The organism is Marinimicrobium sp. LS-A18, assembly GCF_000463525.1.
Lineage (GTDB): Bacteria > Pseudomonadota > Gammaproteobacteria > Pseudomonadales > Cellvibrionaceae > Marinimicrobium > Marinimicrobium koreense.
The window spans coordinates 1,011,536-1,034,737 of record NZ_AWEP01000002.1 but is presented as its reverse complement, the minus strand read 5'-3'; the positions used below and the strand labels follow the sequence as shown (position 1 = coordinate 1,034,737).

Here is a 23,202-nt window from a genome sequence, read left to right as displayed (position 1 = left end):
CCTTCAGGTCAGTTTATCCAACGAGTGATTAGGCAGAGACGTATGATAAAGATCCGTCGGGGATTGGATTTACCTATATCCGGTGCGCCCGAGCAGGCCATCAGCGAGGGTCCAAAAATCCGCTCTGTGGCTGTCATCGGTTTCGATTACCACGGTATGAAACCGACCATGGCGGTCCAGGTGGGGGACAAGGTCAAGCTCGGTCAGTTACTGTTTACCGATAAAAAGACGGAAGGCGTGCGCTATACCGCACCTGCCTCCGGTACCGTGGCGGCCATCAATCGTGGCGAACGCCGGGTGCTGCAGTCCGTTGTGATCGATGTCGAAGGCGACGACGCCGAGACCTTCGAGGCCTATAAGGGTACGGACCCGGCTCAGGTGTCCGACGAGGACGCCCGCGCGCTGTTGAACGAATCTGGCCTGTGGACCGCGCTGCGGACCCGCCCGTTCAGCAAGGTGCCGGCTCTGGACAGCAAGCCCAACTCCATTTTTGTGACCGCTGTGGACACCAATCCGCTGGCGGCCAATCCGGAGGTGATCATTGCCGAGCAGGCCGAGGCGTTCAAGCAGGGCCTGGTCGTGCTCAGTCGGATGACCGAGGGCAAGGTGTTTGTCTGTAAGGCTGCTGGCGCCGATATTCCCGCTGCCTCGGGCGAGCGTTTTGTCACCGAGGAGTTCGCTGGCGTGCACCCGGCCGGCAATGCGGGCACCCACATTCATTACCTCGACCCGGTCAGTGACAAAAAGCTGGTCTGGACCATCGGCTATCAGGACGTGATCGCCATCGGCACCCTGTTTACCACGGGCAAGCTGGATACCCGCCGCGTCGTGGCTCTGGGCGGCCCGCAGGTCGAGAAGCCCCGTCTGCTGCGTACCCGCCTGGGTGCCAACCTCGAAGAACTGACCGCCGGTGAGCTCAAGCCCGCCGAGAATCGTCTGATCTCCGGTTCGGTCTTTGGCGGTCGTAACGGCCGCGGCCCCCTGGCCTACCTGGGGCGCTACCACCAGCAGGTGTCCGTGTTGGAAGAGGGCAACGATCGCCCGATGCTTCACTACCTGCGCGCCGGTTTCAATGCCTTTTCTGTCATGGGCATTTACATCTCCAAACTGTTCAAAGGCAAGCAGTTCGACTTCACCACCACCACTGGTGGTAGTGAGCGTGCCATGGTGCCGGTGGGTGCCTACGAGCGCGTGATGCCGCTCGATATTCTGCCGACGCAGCTGCTGCGCTCCCTGATTGTCGGGGATACCGAGACCGCCCAGCAATTGGGTTGTCTGGAGCTGGACGAGGAAGATTTGGCCCTGTGCACCTTCGTGTGCCCTGGCAAATACGAATACGGCCCGATCCTGCGCGACAATCTCACCACTATTGAGAAGGAGGGCTAAGGTATGAAAGCTCTGCGCAACTATCTCGACAAGATCGAGCCGAACTTCCACAAGGGCGGCAAACTGGAAAAGTGGTACTCCCTGTACGAAGCGGTGGACACCGTTTTCTATCGCCCCGCCAGTGTGACCAAAACCACCGCTCATGTGCGCGACGGCATCGACCTCAAGCGCATCATGATCACCGTGTGGCTGTGCACCTTCCCGGCCATGTTCTACGGCATGTACAACATGGGTTTTCAGGCCAACACCATCATGGCGGACATGGGTATCGCCTCGGTGGAAGGTTGGCGCGGTGCCTTTATTGAAATGATGGGCGGCTACGACGCCAGCAGCATCTGGGCCTCTTTCTGGCACGGTGCCGCCTACTTTATCCCGATCTACTTCGTGGTGTTCGTGGTCGGCGGCTTCTGGGAAGTCCTGTTTGCCACCGTGCGCGGTCACGAAGTCAACGAAGGTTTCTTTGTTACCTCGGTTCTGTTCTCCCTGATCTGCCCGCCGGATCTGCCGTTGTGGCAAGCGGCGCTGGGTATCAGCTTCGGTGTTGTGGTCGGTAAGGAGGTGTTCGGTGGTACCGGCAAGAACTTCCTCAACCCCGCACTGACCGGTCGTGCGTTCCTGTACTTTGCCTACCCGGCGTCCATGTCCGGCGACAGTGTCTGGACCGTGGTCGATGGTTACTCCGGCGCGACGGCGCTGTCGGTCGCTTTCCAGCAGGGTATGGACGGCGTATACCAGCAGATGAGCTGGATGGACGCGTTCATCGGCAACATCCACGGCTCCATTGGTGAAGTGTCTACCCTGGCGATTCTGATCGGTGGCGGCATTCTGTTGATCATGGGCATTGCCTCCTGGCGTATTGTGGCCGGTGTGATGCTGGGTATGATCGCGACCACGCTGCTGTTCAATGCGATTGGCTCCGATACCAACCCGATGTTTGCCATGCCCTGGTACTGGCACCTGGTCGTGGGCGGTTTCGCGTTCGGCATGATGTTCATGGCCACGGACCCGGTATCCGCTTCCATGACGCACGCCGGTCGCTGGTGGTTTGGCGCTCTGATCGGCTTCATGTGTGTGCTGATCCGCGTCGTCAACCCGGCCTTCCCGGAGGGGATGATGTTGGCGATTCTGTTTGCCAACCTGTTCGCCCCCCTGATAGACCATTTTGTTGTACAGGCGAATATCAAGCGGAGGTTGGCACGTGGCTAATAACGATACGATCAAAAAGACCATCACAGTGACCCTGGCGCTGTGTATCGTCTGCTCCGTTGTGGTGTCGACAGCCGCTGTGCTGTTGCGCCCCAAGCAGCAGATGAACCAGGAGCTGGATTTCAAAAGCAATATTATTGCAGCGGCCGGTTTGAACGACGCCGAAGGTAGCGTCGAAGAGATTTTCGAAGCGCGGATCAAAACCCGTGTAGTAGATCTCGAGTCAGGCAAATTCACTGATGAAGTGGACCCGGACAGCTACGATCAATGGAAAGCTGCCAAAGACCCGAGTCGCTCCATGAATCTCAGTGGTGATGAAGATATCGCGGGTATTTCCCGTCGTGAGCGCTACGCCGAGGTTTTCCTGGTGGAAAACGAGCAGGGTGAACTACAGACGTTGGTGTTGCCGGTGCGCGGCTACGGACTCTGGTCCACCCTGTATGGCTTTATGGCGATCGAGGCCGATGGTAATACCGTCGCTGGCCTTACCTTCTACGAACACGCTGAAACCCCCGGCCTGGGTGGTGAAGTGGATAACCCGAACTGGAAGGCTCAGTGGGATGGTAAAAAAGTCTACGGCGACGATGGCAAGGTCCAACTGTCGGTCATCAAAGGCAGTGTCGATTCCTCTGATCCCAATGCCGAGTACAAGGTGGATGGCCTCTCGGGCGCCACTCTGACCAGTAAGGGCGTGGATAACCTGGTGGAGTTCTGGCTGGGTGATATGGGCTTCAAGCCGTTTTTGAAGAACTTGCGCGAAGGGGAGGCCTAAGCCATGAAGAAGCTCAAGCAACTTCTGATTGAACCGATTTTTGACAACAACCCGATTACGCTGCAGATTCTGGGTATCTGTTCGGCTCTGGCCGTTACCAACAGCCTGAGCGTGACGGTGGTGATGTGTATTGCTTTGACGGCGGTGACCGCTTTTTCAAACCTGTTTGTGTCCATGGTGCGCAATCACATTCCGGGCAGCATTCGAATCATCGTGCAAATGACCATCATCGCCTCTCTGGTGATTGTGGTTGACCAGATCCTGAAGGCCTATGCCTACGACATCAGCAAGCAGCTGTCGGTCTTCGTGGGTCTGATCATTACCAACTGTATCGTAATGGGTCGCGCCGAAGCCTTTGCCATGAAAAACCCGCCGCTACCGAGCTTTATCGATGGTGTGGGTAATGGACTGGGTTATAGCGCCATTCTTCTGGGCCTGGCATTCATCCGCGAGCTGTTCGGCTCTGGCAGCCTGTTTGGCGTCACCCTGCTGACCCCAGTGACCGAGGGTGGCTGGTACGTGCCTAACGGTCTGCTGTTGTTGCCGCCGAGTGCCTTTTTCCTGATCGGGTTCTTCATCTGGGCCATTCGCGCCTGGAAGCCGGAGCAGGTCGAGGAAGAAGAGTTCAAGATGGCGCCTAACACCAAGCCGCAGGAGGCCTGATCGTGGAACAGTTACTGAGTATTTTTGTACGGACCGTTTTCATTGAAAACATGGCATTAGCGTTCTTCCTGGGGATGTGTACCTTCCTGGCCATCTCCAAGAAGATCAGTGCCGCCTTTGGCCTGGGTATTGCGGTTGTGGTTGTGCAGGTGATTACCGTACCGGTGAACAATTTGCTCTACACCTACGTATTGGCTGATGGGGCTCTGGCGTGGGCCGGCCTGCCCAATGTCAACCTGAGCTTCCTCGGTCTGATTACCTACATTGGTGTAATTGCCGCGTTGGTTCAGATTCTGGAAATGGTGCTGGATAAGTTCGTGCCCGCGCTGTACAACGCTCTGGGTGTGTTTCTGCCCCTGATTACCGTGAACTGCGCCATTCTGGGTAGTTCGCTGTTCATGGTGGAGCGCGACTACAACTTTGCCGAGAGTGTTGCCTTCGGTGCCGGGTCCGGCGTCGGTTGGGCCCTGGCGATTACCGCTCTGGCGGGTATTCGCGAGAAGATGAAGTACAGCGATGTGCCGGCGGGCCTGCGAGGCCTGGGCATTACCTTCATTACTGTCGGTCTCATGTCCCTGGGCTTTATGTCTTTCGGCGGCATCGACCTGTAACCAGCGAGGTAGGCTAGATGAATTTGGAAATTATATTGGGCGTGGTCATGTTTACCGTCATCGTTGCGGCGTTGGTGGTAATCATCCTGAGCGCCCGCGCCAAACTGGTAAGCAGTGGCGACGTAACGATCGAGATCAACCACGAGAAAAAAATCCAGGTCCCGGCCGGCGGCAAGCTGCTGCAGAGCCTGGCCAATGCGGGCCTGTTCCTGCCGTCGGCCTGTGGTGGTGGCGGTACCTGCGCACAGTGTAAGTGTGTGGTAGAGCAGGGCGGTGGCGCCATGCTGCCTACCGAGGAAGGTCACTTCACCAAGCGCGAGGCCCGTGACGGGTGGCGCCTGTCCTGCCAGACACCGGTCAAAGAAGACATGGTCATCGAAGTACCGGAAGACGTGTTTGGTGTGAAGCAGTGGGAGTGCACCGTTGAAGCAAACCCGAACGTGGCGACCTTCATTAAAGAGCTGACACTGAAGCTGCCGGAAGGCGAGAACGTCGATTTCCGTGCCGGTGGTTACGTCCAGCTCGAGTGCCCGGCGCATCATGTGAAGTTCAAGGACTTCGACATTGAAGAGAAATTCCGTGGCGACTGGGAGCGCTTTGGTTTCTTCGATCTGGAATCCAAAGTCGACGAGCCGGTCATGCGCGCCTACTCCATGGCGAACTACCCGGAAGAAGTCGGTATCGTGAAGTTCAATATCCGTATCGCGACACCGCCTCCGGGCTCCAAGGATATTCCGCCGGGCATCATGTCCTCCTACGTGTTCAGCCTGAAACCGGGTGACACCATCACCGTTTACGGACCCTTTGGTGAGTTCTTTGCCAAGGACACCGATGCGGAAATGGTCTTCATCGGTGGTGGTGCCGGTATGGCTCCCATGCGCTCGCACATCTTTGATCAGCTGCGTCGGATCAAAACCGATCGCAAGATCACCTTCTGGTACGGTGCGCGTTCACTGCGCGAGATGTTCTACCACGAAGAGTACGATCAGCTGCAGGAAGAGAACGAGAACTTCCAGTGGCACGTGGCGCTGTCCGATCCCCAGCCGGAAGATAACTGGGAAGGACCGACCGGATTCATTCACAACGTGTTGTATGACATGTACCTGAAAGACCATCCGGCGCCGGAAGACTGTGAGTACTACATGTGTGGACCACCGATGATGAACGCCGCTGTCATCAAACTGCTCAAGGACCTGGGCGTGGAAGACGAGAACATCATGCTGGACGACTTCGGCGGTTAATAGAGGGCAGGATTTGTTCAAGGTTCTCACAACAATTAAAACGGGGCCGGCACTGCTGGCCTCGTTTTTGTTTTTAGGGGTGCTGCTGGGCGGCTGCGAGCCTCCTGTCGAACACGAGGCGCACCGGTTCTCCGGGCCCACCATGGGCACGACGTTCAACGTCACCCTGGTGGTGACCGACCAGTCTCCGCCGGTGGATGCCGCGAAGATTCAGGCGGGGCTGGAACGGGAGCTGGCGCAGATCAATCAGCAGATGTCCACTTACATTGATGATTCCGAGTTGATGCAGTTCAATCGCTCGGAGGTCGGGCAGTGGCAGTCGCTGTCGGCACCACTGGCAGAGGTGTTGGCCATCAGCCGGCGGATCAGTGAGCGAAGTGAGGGCGCTTTCGACATTACGGTGGGGCCGCTGGTCGACCTCTGGGGCTTTGGCCCTCAGGCTGAGCCCGAACAGGTGCCCAGTGACGAAGCGATCTCTGCGGCACGTTCAACGGTGGGTTATGCGCAGGTGGCGCTCGATGGTCGGCGGGCTCGTCGATTGAGTGATGTACGGCTGGATCTGTCGGCCGTGGCCAAGGGTTATGGAGTGGATCATCTTGCCGATTGGCTCGAGGCTCAGGGTTATGAGCATTATCTGGTCGAAGTCGGAGGCGAAGTCCGGCTCAGCGGTAGCAGTCCCCGGGGCGATGCCTGGCGCATTGGCGTAGAACAGCCCAGTCTGGTTCAGGGTGACGGCCGCAAGGCGCTGGCGTTGACGGATATTGCGATGGCCACTTCAGGGGACTATCGCAATTACTACGAGCGCGACGGTGTGCGCTACTCACACACCATTGATCCGCGCACCGGTCGGCCGATAGCCCATCGCCTGGCTTCCGTTACGGTGCTGGCTCCAACCTCTGCGGAAGCCGATGCGTGGGCGACGGCACTGAATGTGTTGGGGCCGGAAGCCGGTATGGCGCTGGCGGAACGGGAAAAACTCCCCGTGTATATGATTGTCAAAACCGACGACGGTTTTACTGATGACTATTCCAGTGCATTCGCACCCTGGCGCTGAGCGCCAGCAGTGAGCGTGCACAACGAAAGCCCCAAGGGCAGGTGAGGTAACACATGGGTATGGTTCTGGTTTCCCTGTTGGTCATGCTTCTGGTGGTGGTGGGGATGTCCATCGGCGTTCTGTTAGGTCGCCAGCCGCTCAAAGGTTCCTGTGGCGGTGTCGGTGCCGCCCTGGGCGAGAAAGATTACGTCTGTGATCTGTGTGGTAACGACGAAGAAAAGTGCAAAACCATCAACGAACGTCAGCAGGCGGGTCTGCCCGTCGACGATTTGGCGTACGATGCCAGCCATGGGGCGGCATCAGAGGGTAAAGAGAGAGCAACATCCTCCCAAACCCAATCAGGAGATTAATCCTAGTGGCTGATCACACCTACGATGTGCTGGTAATCGGGTCCGGACCAGCGGGTGAAAGCGCTGCCATGTCGGCGGCAAAATCCAATCTGCGAGTTGCCGTGATTGAAAGTCGGGCCCATGTGGGCGGCAACTGCGCACACAAAGGCACCATTCCGTCCAAGTCGCTTCGGCATGCGGTCAAGCAACTGATTCGCTACAACAGCGTCAGTCTGTTCCGGGAGATGGGGGACACGCGCTGGCTGTCCTATCCCCGGGTTCTGGCAGCGGCCTCGAAGGTGATTCCCAAGCAGGTGGAGCTGCACACGGAATTTTATATCCGTAACCGGGTGACCCTGCACACCGGGATGGCCTCTTTCGTGGACGCCAACACCGTAAACGTCGACTCGGGTGATGGTGCCCAGGAAACTATTACCGCCGAGTCGATCATCATCGCCACCGGTTCGCGCCCGTATCGGCCGGCGGATGTGGATTTCAGTCATCCACGAGTCTACGACAGCGATACCATTCTGGAAATGCAGCACACCCCTCGTCATATGATCATCTATGGGGCTGGTGTCATCGGTTGTGAGTATGCGTCGATCTTTTCCGGTCTCGGGGTGAAAGTGGATCTGATCAATAATCGCGATCGGCTGCTTTCCTTTCTGGATGATGAGATTTCTGACGCGCTCAGCTACCACTTGCGCGACAGTGATGTGACCGTGCGTCACAGCGAAGAATACGAGTCCATTGAAGCCGATGATCACAGCGTGACGCTGCGTCTGAAGTCCGGCAAGCGACTTAAGGCCGATGCGATTCTCTGGTGCAATGGGCGAAGTGGTAACACCGATAAGCTGAATCTGGAGGCGACCGGCCTGGACGTGGATTACCGGGGCAATCTCAAGGTGTCCCAGGACTACCGAACCTCGGTGGACAACATTTTTGCGGTCGGCGATGTGATTGGCTGGCCGAGTCTCGCCAGTGCCTCGTTTGATCAGGGGCGGGCGGTCGCGTCGGTGATCACCGGAGAGCCTTGCAAACCGGTCACCAATGTGCCCACCGGTATTTATACCCTGCCGGAAATCAGCTCCATCGGTCAGACGGAAACCGAACTGACTGCGGCGAGGGTGCCCTATGAAGTCGGACGAGCGCTGTTCAAAAACACGGCGAGAGGACAGATCAGTGGCGAAGACGTGGGGATGTTGAAAATACTGTTCCACGTCGACAGCCTGGAGATACTGGGCGTCCACTGCTTCGGGGCGGAGGCCGCCGAGATTGTTCACATCGGTCAGGCCATCATGAGTCAGAGTGGGGCGGGAAACACCATCCAGTTTTTCCTCGACACCACGTTCAATTATCCCACCATGGCAGAAGCCTATCGCCTGGCGGCGTTGGACGGTATCAACCGCATCAACCGCCGTTAGCGGGTGCCGCCCCCGCGCGGGGGCGGTGCTTCAATACCGTGCGTAGCACTTTGTCGTGCTCAAAATAGACCACGTAGTCTTCATAAACCCAACTGGAGATCGGTGGGTCGCCGACCGATGCACGGCGCTCCTGGGGCGCACCAAAACGCGATTCGACGCGGTCCTGGGTCATGCCATTGGTCGGCACGTCGCCCGCGTTTTCGGCCCCTCCCTGCTGGCCTACCGGAATTTCCACCCGGTCGGCGATCGAGGCGGATGATAATCCCAGCCCCAGGGATAGGCCCAGGGCGAGCAGGGTGTAGGATCGAAACGTCGTCATGAAGAAGCTCCTTTGGAGTAGAGGTTGCCCTTTTCGTCGGGATCGATATCCTGCAGGCGGCGTTTTTCCGCCATCTGGGCACGCATGATCTGTTGGCTGAGAAGGTGTTGTTGCGGGTCCGTCAGCGCTTCGAATTCTGCCGCAATTTCGTAGCCGCCGGTGCGAAGTGGTTCACAGCGTGCGACTCGGGCGTAGATGGCCAACCCGACGTAGGTGGGCAGGAATGTCAGGTTCAGGGCTACTGCCTGGCCGAGCTTCAGCGCTTCCCGGTTACTGAAGGCCAGCCCGCCTTCGCTGATGTTGACGCGTCGCTGATCCGTTGGATGGGTCCCGTGCAGCCGGGGTTCGCTGATCAGTTGCTGGGCGAGCAGGTCAATTTTCCGATTGAGCAGATAGAGGTAATCGGCAATCTGCCGATCGCGGTCCTTGATCTGATAGAACAGTTGGCTCGATTCGCTGTCAACTTTCTTCAGCTCCGCGTAAGTCTTGAGCGCCGCCGCGCCGGGAAAGAGGTTCTCGGCTGGCGTGTGCTGGAGCGTGTCTTCGTCGACGGCCAGGTATTCCAGATCCAGGTAGTCGTCGATGCGAAAATAGAGTCGTCGTTCAGGCATAACAGTTCCGCAACAGGCTTTTGTCATTGTAATAAGGTATAGCATACCGCGTTGCCGGTGTGCCCCGCCACTATGACGTTCTGTGGCGTCAATGACGCTGCGCGGCCCAGCAAATCCACCTGCCGGGCTTGTGGCGTTCTGGTCAATAGGGTTAAATGCGCTCATGTCAATCAACGTCCCGCTACATATCGGTCTGCGCTACACGCGCGCCAAGCGCCGCAACCAGTTTATCTCTTTCATCAGCGCCTTTTCCCTGCTGGGAATGGCGCTGGGCGTGATGGCGCTTATCGTCGTGCTGTCGGTGATGAACGGCTTCGACCGGGAGATGAAGTCGCGGATTCTCAGTGTGGTGCCCCACGGTTTCATCGATGGCACACCGGAGTTGGCGGACTGGCGCGCAGTGGCAGACCACGTCAGACAGCACCCCGAGGTGCGCGGCGTTGCGCCCTATATCGAAGGTTTCGGGCTGGTCAATTACGGACGTGGTTCGGAAGGCGTCCAGATTCAGGGTATTGCGCCGGAGTACCAGTCCGATGTCTCGGTGGTGGAGTCCCGCATGTTGCTCGGCTCCACACTGCAGCTGCAGCCCGGTGAATTCCGGGTAGTCATGGGGCGCCTGCTCGCCCGGCAACTCGGTCTGGCGCTGGGGGATTCAGTCACGATTACCCTGCCTGATATTCGGATCACACCGGCCGGCGTTTACCCCCGCGTGCGCCGGTTCACTCTGGTCGGCGTCTTTGAAGTGGGCGCACAGATGGACCAGAGGCTCGCCCTGATCCATCTGAACGATGCCCGGCGACTGTTCCGCTACGAGGGAGTGCAGGGTGTTCAGGTGCAGGTGGAGGATATTTACCGCGCCGGTCCGGTGATGCGGGAGCTGGCCGCCGAACTGCCCGGAGAGCTGAGGGTGCGCGATTGGAGCCAGACTCAGGGGAGCCTGTTTCAGGCCGTCAAAATGGAGAAAATCGTCATCGCCGTTTTGCTCGGTATCATCATCGCGGTGGCCGCCTTCAATATTGTGTCCAGCCTGATTCTGATGGTGGCCGACAAACGCAGCGATATCGCCGTTCTGCGCACCCTGGGGATGACAGCCCGACAGATCATGGCGGTGTTTGTGGTGCAGGGCTCAACGGTCGGTTTTGTCGGTACGCTGGTCGGCGCGCTGCTCGGTTGTGTGCTGGCACTGTATATCGGTCCCATTGTGGCGACTCTGGAAGGCTTGTTGGACGTTCGGGTATTCGATCCCTCCGTTTATTTCATCAGCCATTTACCGTCACAGCTGCTTTGGCAGGATGTTCTGAGCATCTGTACGGTGTCCCTGTTCCTAAGTTTCCTGGCCACGCTCTATCCCGCGTGGCGGGCGGCGAAAATCGAACCAGCAGAGGCTTTGCGCTATGAGTGATTCAACCGCAGTATTGCGCTGCCGCAACGTTCATAAAACTTACGCTCAGGGCCCGCAGACGGTGTCGGTGCTCAACGCGGTGAATCTGGCGGTGGCTCCTGGTGAGCGTCTGGCGATTGTCGGCGCCTCCGGCTCCGGTAAATCGACCCTGCTGAACATTCTGGGTGGATTGGATCTGGCCAATGAGGGCGATGTGGAAGTGGCGGGGCAGTCCCTGCGCACACTCAGTGCCGACCAACGGGGTCGCCTGCGCAACCGTAAGCTCGGCTTTGTGTATCAGTTCCACCATTTGCTGCCGGAGTTCAGCGCTCTGGAGAATGTCGCCATGCCGTTGTTGATCGGCCGGTCTTCCCGAGCCGAAGCTCATCAGCGAGCCCGTGTCATGTTGGGGCGGGTCGGGCTCAGCGAACGGGCCAGTCATAAACCCTCGGAGTTGTCCGGTGGTGAGCGTCAGCGCGTGGCCATTGCCCGGGCGCTGGTGACCTCACCGGCCTGCGTTCTGATGGATGAGCCCACCGGTAATCTCGATAGCCATACGGCGGAATCCATTCAGGCGCTGATGACGGAGTTGAACCGGGACAGCGGTACCAGTTTTGTCGTGGTGACCCACGACCTGAACCTGGCAGCGCGGATGGATCGGACTCTGACGCTGGAAGATGGAGCCCTGCATGGGTAACACTGGTTATATTGGGCTGATTGGACGTCGCTATGCGTTGTCCCGACGGCACAGCCATCTGGTCTCGTTCATTTCCTCGGTCTCCATTGTCGGCCTGGTAATAGGGGTGGCACTGCTGATTACCGTGCTCGCGATCATGAACGGCTTTGACCGGGAGTTGCGCGATCGCATTCTCGGCATCATGCCTCACGCCGCTCTGTATCACCGGGACGGAGTGGTCGATTACCGGGATCTGGCCGACCGGGTGAATGCCCATCCCGGCGTGAGCTCGGCGACGCCTTTTGTTCAGTTGGAAGGGCTGCTTTCCCATAAGCGTGAGGTGGCACCCGTGGGCCTGGTGGGGGTACCGCCGGAGCAGCGGGATTCCCTGGCGGTCCTCTCTGATTATCTTCCCGAGGGGATATGGAACCGCCTAGCGGACAACCCCCGGGGCGTGCTGCTGGGGGCCGGGCTGGCCCGGTCCCTGTCGGTCAAGGTTGATGACAAATTGATTCTGGTGGTGCCGGCGGGGGAGGGCGCGCCTCGGGTTCAGGCCCTGGCCGTTCTGGCGGTGTTCGACACCGGTACCGAGCTGGATAATAATCTGGCCCTCACCGCCCTGGAGACCGCCTCCGGGCTGACCGGGCACCCCGGGGCTGCCAGTGGCATACGGTTCCAGGTGCACGATCTGTTTTCCGCGCCGCAAGTGGCCCGGGATCTGGTGTACGACCTGCCCGGTGGCTACTACAGCTCGGATTGGACCCGCACCCACGGCAATCTTTACCAGGCGATTCATATGTCGAAACAGCTGGTGGGGCTGCTCCTCTTCCTGATTATTGCCATCGCCGCCTTCAATCTGGTCTCGACCCTCATCATGGTGGTCGTGGACAAGCAGGGGGATATCGCCATTCTGCGAACGCTCGGGGCATCCAGTGCGGAAATTCTCGGTATCTTCATGATTCAGGGTGGAATGATTGGCGTCGTCGGAACCGGTATCGGTACCGCCCTTGGCGTGACGCTGTCTTACTGGGTGACGGACTGGGTTCAATGGCTTGAAGGGCTGCTGGGCGTTCAGTTTTTGCAGTCTGACGTCTACCCCATCAGCTATCTTCCCTCGGACCTGCATTGGCCCGATGTGGCCCAGGTGGCCGGCACGGCTCTGGTGCTCAGCCTGGTGGCCAGTCTTTATCCTGCCTGGAGGGCAACGCGCGTGCAGCCGGCCGAAGCGTTGCGCTTCGAGTAAGTGAACTCAGTGGTCGGGTTTCGGCGGTGACGAACGGCGCCTCAATTTGCGTCGCTGCCAGCTTTTGACCACGGTCCAGCGCCAGAACAGCTGCATCACCACATAGCCCATTGCGCCGAATACCAGCCCCGAGAGCAGCGAGCCCACCAACAGCGGTTTCCAGATCAGACTGAATTCATGCATCAACCAATGCCAGCTCAGCTCGAGGGAGACCTGGACCGGCGGTAGCTCCAGCAGCCAGCGGCCCAGCTGGTAGGTTGAAAAGAAAATGGCGGGCATGGTCAGGGGATTGCTGATCCACACCAGGGCCACCGAGATGGGCAGATTACAGTGCAGCAGCAGCGCAAGCAGCGCCGCGATGGGCATCTGGCCCGGAAGTGGGATGAAGGCGACGAAAATGCCGACAAAAAAGGCGACCGAAACGGAGTGGCGGTTCAGGTGAAACAGGTTGGGATCGTGCAGCAGGTCCCCGAGAAAATGCAGGGCGGGGTTGCTCTTGATGGCGTGTGCGCTGGGGATAAAGCGCCGTAGTAGCTTGCGTGCCATACTCGATCACATAACGGCCAAAATAAAGGGGCCATTATGCCTGTCCTCGGGTGAAAAAACGATGATAAACCCGTGAATCGACGCTTTATTTCGCAATCTTGGGCAGCTCGTCGAGGTGGCTCAACAACCAGGTACAACCCTCATCAATGCTGTCGTCCTGGGTCATGAGATTACGGATCCGGTGCTGACACTCGCTCAGGGCATTGTCGATCACCGCTCGGGTGGCCTCGCTGGCCTCGAGAACAGAGCAAGCTTTCTGCATCTGCTCAACCAGGGAGTCGACCAGGCGCAGCGTCTCTTCGACCTGGTAGGCGTAGCGGATTTCCATATTGACCAGAGTGTTGTGCGCCCCGTCGGACCAGTCCTGCAGGTAACGGCGCTGGTGCTGACCGGTATGCTCAATTTCCAGACTGTCAACCCGGGCGCCGGTAATGTCCATCAGGGCCTGCAGCAGTTGTTCGGTTTTCTGCAGTTCCAGCTCGTCGGCATGAGGGTCCTTGAGCAGCAGGTGCATATGATCGCTTGCGAACATGATGCCCTCGTTCAGATACGCCACATTCTGACTGATGGTGGTGCGACGGATCATGGCCCGCTCGCGCTCGCTGAACTGTTTCGCCGGAAAGAACTCCGCGTGTCCGAGTTTCGACTGAAGGTAAAATCCGGCGATCAGTTGACCCCGTTTCAGGGCGCTGATCACGCAGCGGGCCAGCTCCTCAATGGACTGGACTCGCACGCTCGCCTGGGCAAACTGGCTCAGGATCGAGTCCCGCTCGCTGTTCAGCAATACGTCTTCAAGCCGATTGGCCATCGCGCTGAGCTCGGACTGCAACTGTTCAAGTGACACTTCCTCATCCGTGGGGCCTGAGCTCTGGGCTTGGCGCTGTTCGCGCTCTTTGAGCTGCGTATAAAGAAGATCGACCTCGCTTTCCAGCGCCAGAATGCAGTGCTCACACTCCTTGACCAGGCGTTCCAGCTTGAACAGTTTTTCCGTTTGCTGCGCCCGCTCGTTATCGTCTTCGGTGTGGGGGATGGTGTCTCGCAGGCGACGCATCTCACCTTCCAGGTCGACGATCAGGTTGCGTTGGCGAGTGTTGTTATGGCGCAGCTGTTGGATCTCCGCCAGAGAGTAGGGCGACTGACCGCCACTGCCAGACGCCACATTCAACGCCTGACTGCTGTCTGCCATATTGGTGTGGATCACCCGGAGGGTTTCCTCGATCTGTTCCATGGACTCAGCGCGTTGCTGAGTCTGCTCCCGTGGACTGTCTTGGTGTGGGTCGGCCTCATTGGCGGAGGTTTGTGACTCGGCTTCGGCGCTCGAGCGCTGCTGCTTCAGTTCCCGAATGTGCTGCTCAGAGCGGAACAGTTCCGCCTCCAGGCGTTTGATGCTCTGCTCCAGGTGCTCGCTCTGATTGTCTGGAAATTCGGCATTGTAGGCGCGTAGCTCTCTGGCCAGTTCACTGTTCAGGCGTTGATTGTCGGCCGAGAAGTGTTCGATGTTGGTCAGACGGCGTTCGGGCGGTGCCACCAGGGGGCGGGCATCGGAATCCATGATGTCGCGCAGCTGACGGCGCAGGCCTTCGGCATCGGCGTCCCCGGAAAGGCTCAAGGCGTCATTGATCTTCTGAAGCTTCTCAATGGTAAGGCGATTTTCGTCCTGAAGTTGCTCCAACTCCTCCCGCTTGAGTCGGTTCAGTTCCAATTTGCGCTGCAGGTCCCGCGCCTGTTTTTCGAACCCTTTGAGTTTTTCGACCCGCTGTTGGAGCAACTTGACCTGGTTGTTGCGCTGGCGTCCCGGTTTGCTGTCCTGCCGATCCACCACCCAGCGGGCGATATCGTACAGCTGCTTTTCCAGCAGTACCCAGGCATCGCCGGAGGCTTTTTCCTTGCGGTAGGCTCGCTCTTCGGCCTCGGTGAACAGGAACCGCAGGGCGGCAATTTTGGCGTTAAACGGGTGTTCCGGTGTCAGTCGGGGCAGGTTGGTCTGGGTAATGTTCCGGTACCGATCCCGCGCCTCGCTCTTCACGCGCAAGAGATAATCGGCCACCGCGTCGCCCGCTGAAGACTCCTCCGGCGGCGCACGGTTCTGGGCCCGCTCAGTGCGCACAGTGTTGCGCAGACGCTGGTAGGCGGCCATGATTTTTTTCTGGTGGCGACGCTCGCGCACCAAAAGCACACCGAGCAGCGCGCAGCCGAGGGAGAGTAAAAAGACCAGCTCCCCAAGAATGATCGTTGTCAGTGTCAACGAATCCAGCATTGTTATCCCGCGCCCTCTGCAAGCGTCAAATTACTGTCGATACCCCGCTAAAACTGTGGGTTCTGTCACAGTTATGGGAGTCGAGCCCAGTATAGCCTCTATTAGGCTTGGTGGTGTGTCGCGGTTTGCGCATAATCGGCGTTCGCTCTCACGCAAAGGACCTGCGATGAATTCTCAAGGAGACTCGACCCCTCAAAGCTCCGGCCGTCAGGCGCTGGTAAAGTCGGTGCGTCGTCTGCTGATGCGCCGACGCCCGGCTTTCTCCCTCAGCGCTGCGCTGCTCAGTGGTTCTCTGGGTATCATCCTGGCCTCCCAATTGCCCCGTCTACCTTCGCCATTGGCACTGTGGTTGTCAGCGCCTCTGATCGCCGTTCTGTTCTGGCGCGCGCCCCGCTGGCGACAGTGTGTGGCGTTCGCGTCTCTGGGATTGTTCTGGGGCGTGCTGTTCGGTCACTGGCAGCTCGATCATCGACTGCCCCCCTCATTCAGTGGTGACGAGATTCGGGTCCAGGGGACCCTGGTCGGGCTGCCGGATCACGATGCCCGCCGCGAGCGTATCCGCCTGCGGGTGGAGCAAGTCGATTCGGTCGAGGGCGATCCCCTGGCGCTGCCCCTCAGGTACATTCTGGTCAGTTGGTACGGCGGGCCGCCCCTGCACGCCGGGGAGCGCTGGCAACTGACGCTGAGGGTCAAACCACCCCGGGGGTTCGTCAATCCCGGCGGGTTCGACTACCAGTTATGGTTGATGCGCCAGGGCGTGGATGCCACCGCCTATGTGCGGGAGAGTGCGGATAATCGCCGGTTGGACAGGCCCTCGGCAGGCTCTTTGAGTCATTGGAGGGAACGGATTCGGAACTGGCTCGACCACCATCGGGCTGATGTGGCTCACCGGGACCTGATGCTGGCGCTGTTGATCGGTGATCGCTCCACCTTGAGTCCGGAGCGTTGGACGCGGCTGCAGCGCACGGGCACCAATCACCTGTTGGCCATCTCCGGATTACACGTGGGCATGGTGGCGCTGGCGGGGCTATGGCTGGGTGGCATTCTGGGGCGCGGACTCAACACGCTGTGCCATCGGATACCCGCCTCGGCGGTAGGTCAGGTGTTTGCGCTCTGCTTTGCGCTTCTCTACAGCGCTCTGGCCGGTTTCAGTATTCCGACCCAGCGCGCCTTGATCATGATCGCCGTGGTGCAGTGGGTGCTGCTGCGCCGGGGCAGTCTACCCGCCGCCACCGGCTTGCTATTGGCCTGGGTGGCGGTACTGATCCGGGACCCGCTCGCCCCTTACGATACCGGGTTCTGGCTCAGCTTCAGCGCCGTGGCGGTCCTGATGCTGGCACTCGGTGGGCGGCGCCGCCCGGGTGTGCAGTGGTGGGGTCAAACGGTGGTGCGGTCTCAGTGGGCGGTGTTTCTGGGGCTGATGGTTCCGCTCCTGATACTGGTGCACGGAGTCAGCCTGGTGGCGCCGATCGCCAACCTGCTGGCGATTCCGCTGGTGACTCTGTTGGTGGTTCCCTGGTTGCTTCTGGCGTTGCTGCTGAGCGCTCTCTGGCCCTGGGCCAGCGACCTCTCGCTGGTGGTGGCGGACCTGGGTTTGTCCACGCTTTTGGTCTGGTTGGAGTGGCTGGAGGGCGTGGCGCCAATGACCCTGTTTCAGACGGCGCTGTCCTGGCCGGCACTGGCCCTGGTCGGACTCGCCACACTGCTGATGTTGTTGCCACGAGGGCTGCCCGGACGGTGGCTGGGTTACCCCGGAATCGTGTTGGCGCTGCTGCTCCCGGGGCCACCGGTACCCCCCTTGAGAGTGACGTTTCTGGATGTGGGGCAGGGCCTGGCGGTGGCGGTACAGACGCCGGATTACCGGCTGGTGTATGATACGGGCCCCACCTACAGTGAGCGGCTGGATGCGGGCTCTGGCGTGATCGTGCCCTACTGGCAGCAACTGGGTGTGCATCAACTGGACGCGGTGGTGGTCAGTCATCGTCACGATGATCACTCGGGCGGCCTTTCCAGTGTGCTGAAAAGTCTCCCGACCGAGACGCTCTGGGTGGGCGATCCGAGCCTGTCCACGTCGATGCCCGGGCAGGATTGCCATCAAAAGGCTTCGTGGCAGTGGAATCAGGTGAATTTCCGGTTTCTGCACGCTGGCTTCCCCGCGCGGGTGAATGGCAATAATCGCTCCTGCGTTCTCGAGCTTGAATACGCGGGGCAGCGGCTCCTGTTGACCGGTGATATCGAACGGGAAGTGGAGTGGCGGTTGATCGGCCGGGATCAGCTCAACGGCGCCATCGACGTGCTGCAGGTTCCGCACCATGGCGCCGTCACCTCCTCGTCGATCGAGTGGGTTGAACAGACTCGCCCGGCCCGCGCGGTGGTAAGCGCCGCGTTTCAGGGGCGGCATGGCCACCCGAATGAGGCGGTGGTGGAGCGCTATCGCTCCCGGGGTGCCGAGGTGCTCAATACCGCGACCCTGGGGGCCATCGTGTTCGAATGGGACGAACAGGGGCGGCGCACCGAGCGGTATGCCCGGCATGCGCCAAGACGTTGGTGGTATGAATAAGGTGACGGTGGCCGGTGGCGACTGTCGCAAAATGTGACCGGGTGTTTTCCCGCTGGAAATGGTCTGTGCTATCTTGCTCCCCTGACGTGGCGCGCCTTGGCCAGAAAACGATTTAAAAGAGGAAAGTTCAGTGTTTGAGATTATTACCGCGGGTGGCTGGCTGATGGTCCCCATTATTCTCTGTTCCATCCTGGTGATTGCCATTGGTGGAGAGCGTTACTGGACCCTGGATCCCAAAAAAATCGCCCCACGGCATCTGCTCGCACAGGTGTGGAGCTGGATCAAGAACAACCAGTTGGACGCGGGCAAACTCCGCGAGCTCAAACAGTCTTCCCCTCTGGGGCGCATTCTGGCCGCGGGGCTGAGTAACTCCCGCCACGGACGGGAGGTCATGAAAGACAGCATCCAGGAAGCGGCCAGCCAAGTCATCCATGAAATGGAACGCTACCTGACAATCCTCAGCACCATTGCTAATATCGCACCGCTGCTCGGTCTGCTCGGCACCGTGATCGGTATGATCAAGGTGTTTACCGCCATCATGCTTCAGGGCACCGGCAATGCCGGCGTTCTGGCCGGCGGGATTTCCGAGGCGCTCATCACCACCGCCGCCGGCCTGACTGTGGCCATTCCGGCAATGATTCTGCACCGCTTTTTCCAGCGCCGGGTGGACACCATCGTGGTCACCATGGAAGAAGAAGCGGTAAAACTTGTGGACGCCCTGCACAGCGACCGTCGGGTCGATGTGAAAGCCAACTGATTGACCGAGGAGCAAGCGGGTGCAATTTCGACGTCAATCTAGAGAAAATGACAGCATCAATCTGACACCATTGATCGATGTGGTGTTTCTGTTGCTGATTTTCTTCATGGTGTCCACCACCTTCACCAAAGAAACCCACCTGAGCATCGACCTGCCTGAAGCCGAAGGTGAAGCGAGCGAGCAGGATGCTGAGGCGCCGCTGGATATTCTGATCACCGCAGAAGGCGACTACTCGATCAATGGTCGCAGCCTGGTAAACAGTAAGCTGGTGACCTTGAAGTCGGCTCTGGAAAAGGCCTCCGAGGGCAACAATCAGTTGCCTCTGACCATTACCGCCGATGCCAAGGCGCCCCACGAAAGCGTGGTTCGGGCCATGGATGCCGCCGGTCAACTGGGCTTTGTGCACCTGAGTATCACCACCCGGCGCCCCGAGTCCGGGGAGTGATTCGGGGGCGTTCGACATGACGCTGGCCTCGGTCTGGGAAAACGCCTGGTACGGTAAGGCCCGCTGGGTGTATCTGTTCGCTCCTTTGGCCTGGCTGTTCCGGGCTTTGGCGCGCCGGCGTCGAGCCCGGCTAAAACCTCGGGCGGTTGCCTTTGATGTGCCGGTGGTCGTGGTCGGTAATATCAGTGTCGGGGGCACCGGAAAAACCCCGTTGCTCATTGCCCTGGTGCAGCGTCTGCGCGAGGCGGGTTACTGCCCGGGCGTGGTCAGTCGGGGTTACGGGGGCAAGGCGCCAAGTTACCCCCTCATGGTTTCCGCAGACACCCCGGTCACGCATTGTGGCGATGAACCCCTGGCGATTGCGCGGGCCACCCAGTGCGCGGTGTGTGTCAGTCCGGATCGAGTGGAAGCGGCGCAAGCGCTGCGCGAGCAGGGCTGCGATATTGTGCTGAGTGATGATGGCCTGCAGCACTACCGCCTGGCCCGGGATCTGGAAATTGCCGTGGTCGATGGCGCGCGCGCGTTTGGCAACGGCTGGTGTTTGCCCGTGGGCCCACTGCGTGAACCGATCGAGCGACTCAATGAAGTCGACTGGGTGGTGGTCAACGGCTCGGAGGACAAGGTCCGTGAACAGACCCCGACGCTTCGCACCGTTCAGCACACCATGAAAGTGACCCCGGACGCCTGGCATCGGGTGTCCGATGGCACCCGCGCATCGCTGACCCATTTTGCCCCCCACACATCCGTGCACGCGGTGGCGGGAATCGGCAACCCCGACCGGTTTTTCACTACGCTGAAAGACCTCGACCTGGAACCGGTTCCCCACCGTTTCGCGGATCATCATCATTACCGCCCGGGCGAGCTTGTTTTCCAGCCGGCCTTTCCGGTTGTGATGACCGCCAAAGATGCGGTCAAATGCCAGCCCTTCGCCCAGCCGGACTGGTGGTATTTGAGTGTCAGTGCGATATTGCCGGAGGCGTTCTGGAGCGAGTTTCTGAACCGTATTGAATCCCTGAAATCCACACCTGAAACGAATTCAATCCCATGAGCTTTTACGTTGTCATCCCCGCGCGCTACGCCTCCTCCCGGTTGCCCGCCAAGCCCCTCAAAGACATCGCCGGCAAGCCGATGATTCAGCACGTTTACGAGCGCGCCCGCGAGAGTGCCGCCACGCAGGTGATCATCGCTACGGATGATGAACGCATCGAGCACGCGGCTCGCGCGTTCGGGGCAACGGTGTGCATGACCTCCCCGGATCATCAGTCAGGAACCGATCGATTGCAGGAGGTGGTCAGTCAGTTGGGGTTGCCGGACGATGCGATTGTGGTCAATGTGCAGGGCGATGAACCTCTGATTCCGCCCGCAGTCATCAATCAGGTGGCGCAGAATCTGGCGGGTGATGGTTCGGCCAGTGTGGCAACCTTGTGTGAGCCGATTGAGTCGGTGGAGGATTTTTGTAATCCGAATATTGTGAAGGTGGTAATGGATGCCCATGGGCGTGCGCTGTATTTCAGTCGGGCGCCGATTCCGTATCCTCGCGATGCGTTTGCGGGTGAGGGTAGGGCGTTACCGGAGGATTTTGTGGCGCGGCGGCATATTGGTATTTATGCGTATCGCGTGGGGTTGTTGCACCGGTTTGTGACTTGGGATCAGGCGCCGTTGGAGCGGTTTGAGTCGTTGGAGCAGCTGCGGGTAATGTGGCAAGGTGAGTCGATTCACGTTGCGGAGGCTTGTCGGCCTGTTCCTGGTGGTGTTGATACTGAGCTTGATTTGGATCGGGTTCGGCGGTTGTTGGGCTCTTGAGTTTTTTGGTTTGGTGGTCTTTTTGGAGTCCGGCGTCAGAGGGGCAGATAGCGTTTGGAGACCCGCCGTGAACCCATCCATGGGGGCTTCTCGTCGACATCCATGTCTCCGAGAGTCTCCAAACGCTATCTGCCCCTCTGACGCCTCCGTGTGAACTTGACGATTGTTCTCCATGATCTAGTAAAGTTTGCTTTATTAGTGCAACTGAAGCTTCAGGTTGGCACTGAGCATAGGCGTCGAGAACCTCTTTGGGGGCGTCGGTCGCCATGGATGGCGCGCCGATCGAGCGCACATGGATGTGCTTGTAGCGTACCCCAAAGAGGTTCTCGACGCCTATGCGTAACGAGACCAGAACTGAAGTCGTAAAGATGAAATCAGTATTTACTAGGCAAAGGTTTAAGCATGAGCGTTAATGTTTTATTTGTGTGTTTGGGGAATATCTGTCGGTCGCCTACCGCCCATGGGATATTTGAAGAGAAAGTCCGGCAGGCGGGATTGGCGAAACGTATCCAGATCGATTCGGCGGGTACGGGTGCCTGGCATATTGGTAAAGGGCCCGATGCGCGTTCCCAGCGTGCGGCACTCAAACGCGGCTATGACCTCAGTCAGCTTCGGGCCCGGCAGGTGAACCCGGCCGACTTTGACGAATACCACTACATCCTCGCCATGGACCACAGCAACCTGCAGGACCTGCAAGCCATGAGACCGACCCATTACAGTGGGCATCTCGGGCTTTTTCTCGAGTTTGGCGATAACGCCCATTATCGCGAAGTGCCCGACCCCTATTACGGCGAAGGCGACGGTTTTGAATTGGTGCTCGATCTGGTTGAAAGTGCCTGCGACGGTCTGCTTCAACACATCAAAACTCAGCGGTGATGAGAGACTCGGAACGCGTGGATATACAAGAGAATATCAACCTCCAACCCTATAACACCCTGGCAGTGCCCGCCAAAGCGCAGCACTATGCGGAGGTCACAGACGTGTCCCAACTGCCCGCGTTGCGGCAGTTCGCGCGGGATCGAAATCTGCCTCTTCTGATTCTCGGTGGCGGTAGCAATGTCGTGTTGCGAGAGGATTTTCCCGGCCTGGTTCTGCACATGCGAATGACCGGTAAAACCCTGGTTCAGGAAGATCGCCATCACGTCTGGCTTCGCGTGGCCGCTGGGGAAAACTGGCATGAACTGGTTGAGTATTGTCTGGCGAACGAATACTGGGGGCTGGAAAATCTTTCGCTGATCCCGGGTTCTGTGGGGGCGGCGCCGATTCAGAATATTGGTGCCTACGGTGTGGAGCTGAAAGATGTATTTTCAGAGCTGGAGGCCATGGATGTGGTGACCGGCGAGGTGCATCGCTTCGATAAAGACGCCTGCGAATTCGGTTATCGCGACAGTCTGTTCAAGCGGGCCGGCAAAGACCGGTACATTATTTTATCCGTGACCTTGAAGCTCTCTCGGCAGCCGCATCTGAAAGTGACTTATCCGGCGTTGAAAGAGGCGGTGGGCGCGATTCCCATGGCGGAACTGACGCCGGTGGCGGTGAGTGAGGCGGTGTGCCGGATTCGGCGCAGCAAATTGCCGGACCCGGCGGATATTCCCAATGTGGGAAGTTTCTTCAAGAATCCGCTGGTGGGGCTGGATCAGTTTCTCGAACTGCAGGTCCGTCATCCCGGACTGGTGTCCTACCCGGTGGATGCGCGCCATGTGAAGCTTGCCGCCGGATGGCTGATCGAGCGGGCGGGGTGGAAAGGCGTGGCCCGTGGGCCGGTGGCGGTGCATGCGCATCAGGCGTTGGTATTGACCAATCCGGGCCGCGCGCCCGGCGGGGAAGTGCTGGCTCTGGCCGAAGAGATTCGTCACTCCATTGCCGCGGAGTACGGAGTGGATCTCGAGCCCGAACCCCGGGTCTATCCCTGACGCAC

The 23,202-nt window shown here is 59.2% G+C and carries 23 protein-coding genes; 19 read left to right on the top strand and 4 right to left on the bottom strand.

Annotation, left to right across the window (positions count from 1 at the left end; all coding sequences use genetic code 11):
• Positions 1 to 42 precede the first annotated feature (42 nt).
• Genes N645_RS0104545 through sthA form a run of 9 tightly spaced genes read left to right on the top strand, consistent with a single transcriptional unit; the run spans position 43 to position 8,686 of the window.
• Positions 43 to 1,386, top strand: a complete 1,344-nt coding sequence (locus N645_RS0104545) for a Na(+)-translocating NADH-quinone reductase subunit A (RefSeq protein WP_024460329.1) — start codon at positions 43 to 45, stop codon at positions 1,384 to 1,386.
• Between the two features lie 3 nt (positions 1,387 to 1,389).
• Complete coding sequence (locus N645_RS0104540; protein ID WP_024460328.1) at positions 1,390 to 2,592, top strand: NADH:ubiquinone reductase (Na(+)-transporting) subunit B; 1,203 nt, start codon at positions 1,390 to 1,392, stop codon at positions 2,590 to 2,592.
• A complete protein-coding gene (locus N645_RS0104535) occupies positions 2,585 to 3,364 on the top strand; it encodes a Na(+)-translocating NADH-quinone reductase subunit C (RefSeq protein ID WP_024460327.1) in 780 nt (259 codons plus the stop codon). The genes N645_RS0104540 and N645_RS0104535 overlap by 8 nt, the downstream gene beginning before the upstream one ends.
• 3 nt (positions 3,365 to 3,367) lie before the next feature.
• On the top strand, positions 3,368 to 4,027 hold the full coding sequence (locus N645_RS0104530; RefSeq protein ID WP_024460326.1) for an NADH:ubiquinone reductase (Na(+)-transporting) subunit D: 660 nt from the start codon (positions 3,368 to 3,370) through the stop codon (positions 4,025 to 4,027).
• Between the two features lie 2 nt (positions 4,028 to 4,029).
• Positions 4,030 to 4,638, top strand: a complete 609-nt coding sequence (gene nqrE, locus N645_RS0104525; protein WP_024460325.1) for an NADH:ubiquinone reductase (Na(+)-transporting) subunit E — start codon at positions 4,030 to 4,032, stop codon at positions 4,636 to 4,638.
• A 17-nt stretch (positions 4,639 to 4,655) separates the two neighbouring features.
• Positions 4,656 to 5,879, top strand: a complete 1,224-nt coding sequence (gene nqrF / locus N645_RS0104520) for an NADH:ubiquinone reductase (Na(+)-transporting) subunit F (RefSeq protein WP_024460324.1) — start codon at positions 4,656 to 4,658, stop codon at positions 5,877 to 5,879.
• Between the two features lie 13 nt (positions 5,880 to 5,892).
• Positions 5,893 to 6,933 carry an FAD:protein FMN transferase gene (locus tag N645_RS0104515; RefSeq protein ID WP_024460323.1) on the top strand — a complete coding sequence of 347 codons (1,041 nt, stop codon included), beginning with the start codon at positions 5,893 to 5,895 and terminating at the stop codon, positions 6,931 to 6,933.
• Between the two features lie 53 nt (positions 6,934 to 6,986).
• A complete protein-coding gene (gene nqrM / locus N645_RS0104510; protein ID WP_024460322.1) occupies positions 6,987 to 7,283 on the top strand; it encodes a (Na+)-NQR maturation NqrM in 297 nt (98 codons plus the stop codon).
• Between the two features lie 5 nt (positions 7,284 to 7,288).
• A complete protein-coding gene (sthA, locus tag N645_RS0104505; RefSeq protein WP_024460321.1) occupies positions 7,289 to 8,686 on the top strand; it encodes a Si-specific NAD(P)(+) transhydrogenase in 1,398 nt (465 codons plus the stop codon).
• Here sthA and N645_RS0104500 read toward each other — a convergent pair.
• Positions 8,673 to 9,005: a hypothetical protein gene (locus N645_RS0104500; protein WP_024460320.1), complete on the bottom strand. Its 333-nt coding sequence runs from the start codon at positions 9,003 to 9,005 to the stop codon at positions 8,673 to 8,675. The two genes, sthA and N645_RS0104500, sit on opposite strands and share 14 nt — an antisense overlap.
• Entirely contained in the window at positions 9,002 to 9,616 is a 615-nt protein-coding gene (locus N645_RS0104495; RefSeq protein WP_024460319.1) for a PilZ domain-containing protein, read from the bottom strand. Before N645_RS0104495 ends, N645_RS0104500 begins: the two co-directional genes overlap by 4 nt.
• Before the next feature lie 163 nt (positions 9,617 to 9,779).
• On the opposite strand from N645_RS0104495, the gene N645_RS0104490 reads away from it, so the two are divergent.
• From N645_RS0104490 to N645_RS0104480, 3 genes are read left to right on the top strand one after another with little or no spacing between them, the layout of a single operon-like run.
• Positions 9,780 to 11,018 (top strand): lipoprotein-releasing ABC transporter permease subunit, encoded by a 1,239-nt coding sequence (locus N645_RS0104490; RefSeq protein WP_024460318.1) that lies wholly within the window; start codon positions 9,780 to 9,782, stop codon positions 11,016 to 11,018.
• The gene (lolD, locus tag N645_RS0104485) at positions 11,011 to 11,694 is read left to right on the top strand and encodes a lipoprotein-releasing ABC transporter ATP-binding protein LolD (RefSeq protein ID WP_024460317.1); all 684 of its coding nucleotides are present in this window, start codon (positions 11,011 to 11,013) and stop codon (positions 11,692 to 11,694) included. The genes N645_RS0104490 and lolD overlap by 8 nt, the downstream gene beginning before the upstream one ends.
• The gene (locus N645_RS0104480) at positions 11,687 to 12,916 is read left to right on the top strand and encodes a lipoprotein-releasing ABC transporter permease subunit (protein ID WP_024460316.1); all 1,230 of its coding nucleotides are present in this window, start codon (positions 11,687 to 11,689) and stop codon (positions 12,914 to 12,916) included. Before lolD ends, N645_RS0104480 begins: the two co-directional genes overlap by 8 nt.
• Before the next feature lie 6 nt (positions 12,917 to 12,922).
• Here N645_RS0104480 and N645_RS0104475 read toward each other — a convergent pair whose 3' ends face one another.
• Positions 12,923 to 13,462, bottom strand: a complete 540-nt coding sequence (locus N645_RS0104475) for a DUF2062 domain-containing protein (RefSeq protein WP_024460315.1) — start codon at positions 13,460 to 13,462, stop codon at positions 12,923 to 12,925.
• 85 nt (positions 13,463 to 13,547) lie between these two features.
• The gene (locus N645_RS0104470; protein WP_024460314.1) at positions 13,548 to 15,719 is read right to left on the bottom strand and encodes a hypothetical protein; all 2,172 of its coding nucleotides are present in this window, start codon (positions 15,717 to 15,719) and stop codon (positions 13,548 to 13,550) included.
• A gap of 166 nt (positions 15,720 to 15,885) precedes the next feature.
• Between N645_RS0104470 and N645_RS0104465 the strand changes: the two genes are divergently transcribed.
• The 7 genes from N645_RS0104465 (at position 15,886) to murB (ending at position 23,197) form a co-directional block, all read left to right on the top strand.
• Positions 15,886 to 18,279, top strand: coding sequence for a DNA internalization-related competence protein ComEC/Rec2 (locus N645_RS0104465; protein WP_024460313.1), 2,394 nt, complete (start codon positions 15,886 to 15,888; stop codon positions 18,277 to 18,279).
• 130 nt (positions 18,280 to 18,409) lie between these two features.
• Complete coding sequence (locus N645_RS0104460; RefSeq protein ID WP_024460312.1) at positions 18,410 to 19,036, top strand: MotA/TolQ/ExbB proton channel family protein; 627 nt, start codon at positions 18,410 to 18,412, stop codon at positions 19,034 to 19,036.
• Positions 19,037 to 19,055: 19 nt separating this feature from the next.
• The gene (locus N645_RS0104455; RefSeq protein WP_024460311.1) at positions 19,056 to 19,481 is read left to right on the top strand and encodes a biopolymer transporter ExbD; all 426 of its coding nucleotides are present in this window, start codon (positions 19,056 to 19,058) and stop codon (positions 19,479 to 19,481) included.
• 16 nt (positions 19,482 to 19,497) lie between these two features.
• On the top strand, positions 19,498 to 20,529 hold the full coding sequence (gene lpxK, locus N645_RS0104450) for a tetraacyldisaccharide 4'-kinase (RefSeq protein WP_024460310.1): 1,032 nt from the start codon (positions 19,498 to 19,500) through the stop codon (positions 20,527 to 20,529).
• Positions 20,526 to 21,284, top strand: coding sequence for a 3-deoxy-manno-octulosonate cytidylyltransferase (gene kdsB, locus N645_RS0104445; protein ID WP_024460309.1), 759 nt, complete (start codon positions 20,526 to 20,528; stop codon positions 21,282 to 21,284). Before lpxK ends, kdsB begins: the two co-directional genes overlap by 4 nt.
• A 402-nt stretch (positions 21,285 to 21,686) precedes the next feature.
• Entirely contained in the window at positions 21,687 to 22,160 is a 474-nt protein-coding gene (locus tag N645_RS0104440) for a low molecular weight protein-tyrosine-phosphatase (protein ID WP_024460308.1), read from the top strand.
• Between the two features lie 17 nt (positions 22,161 to 22,177).
• Positions 22,178 to 23,197: a UDP-N-acetylmuramate dehydrogenase gene (gene murB, locus N645_RS0104435; RefSeq protein WP_024460307.1), complete on the top strand. Its 1,020-nt coding sequence runs from the start codon at positions 22,178 to 22,180 to the stop codon at positions 23,195 to 23,197.
• Positions 23,198 to 23,202: the final 5 nt, after the last annotated feature.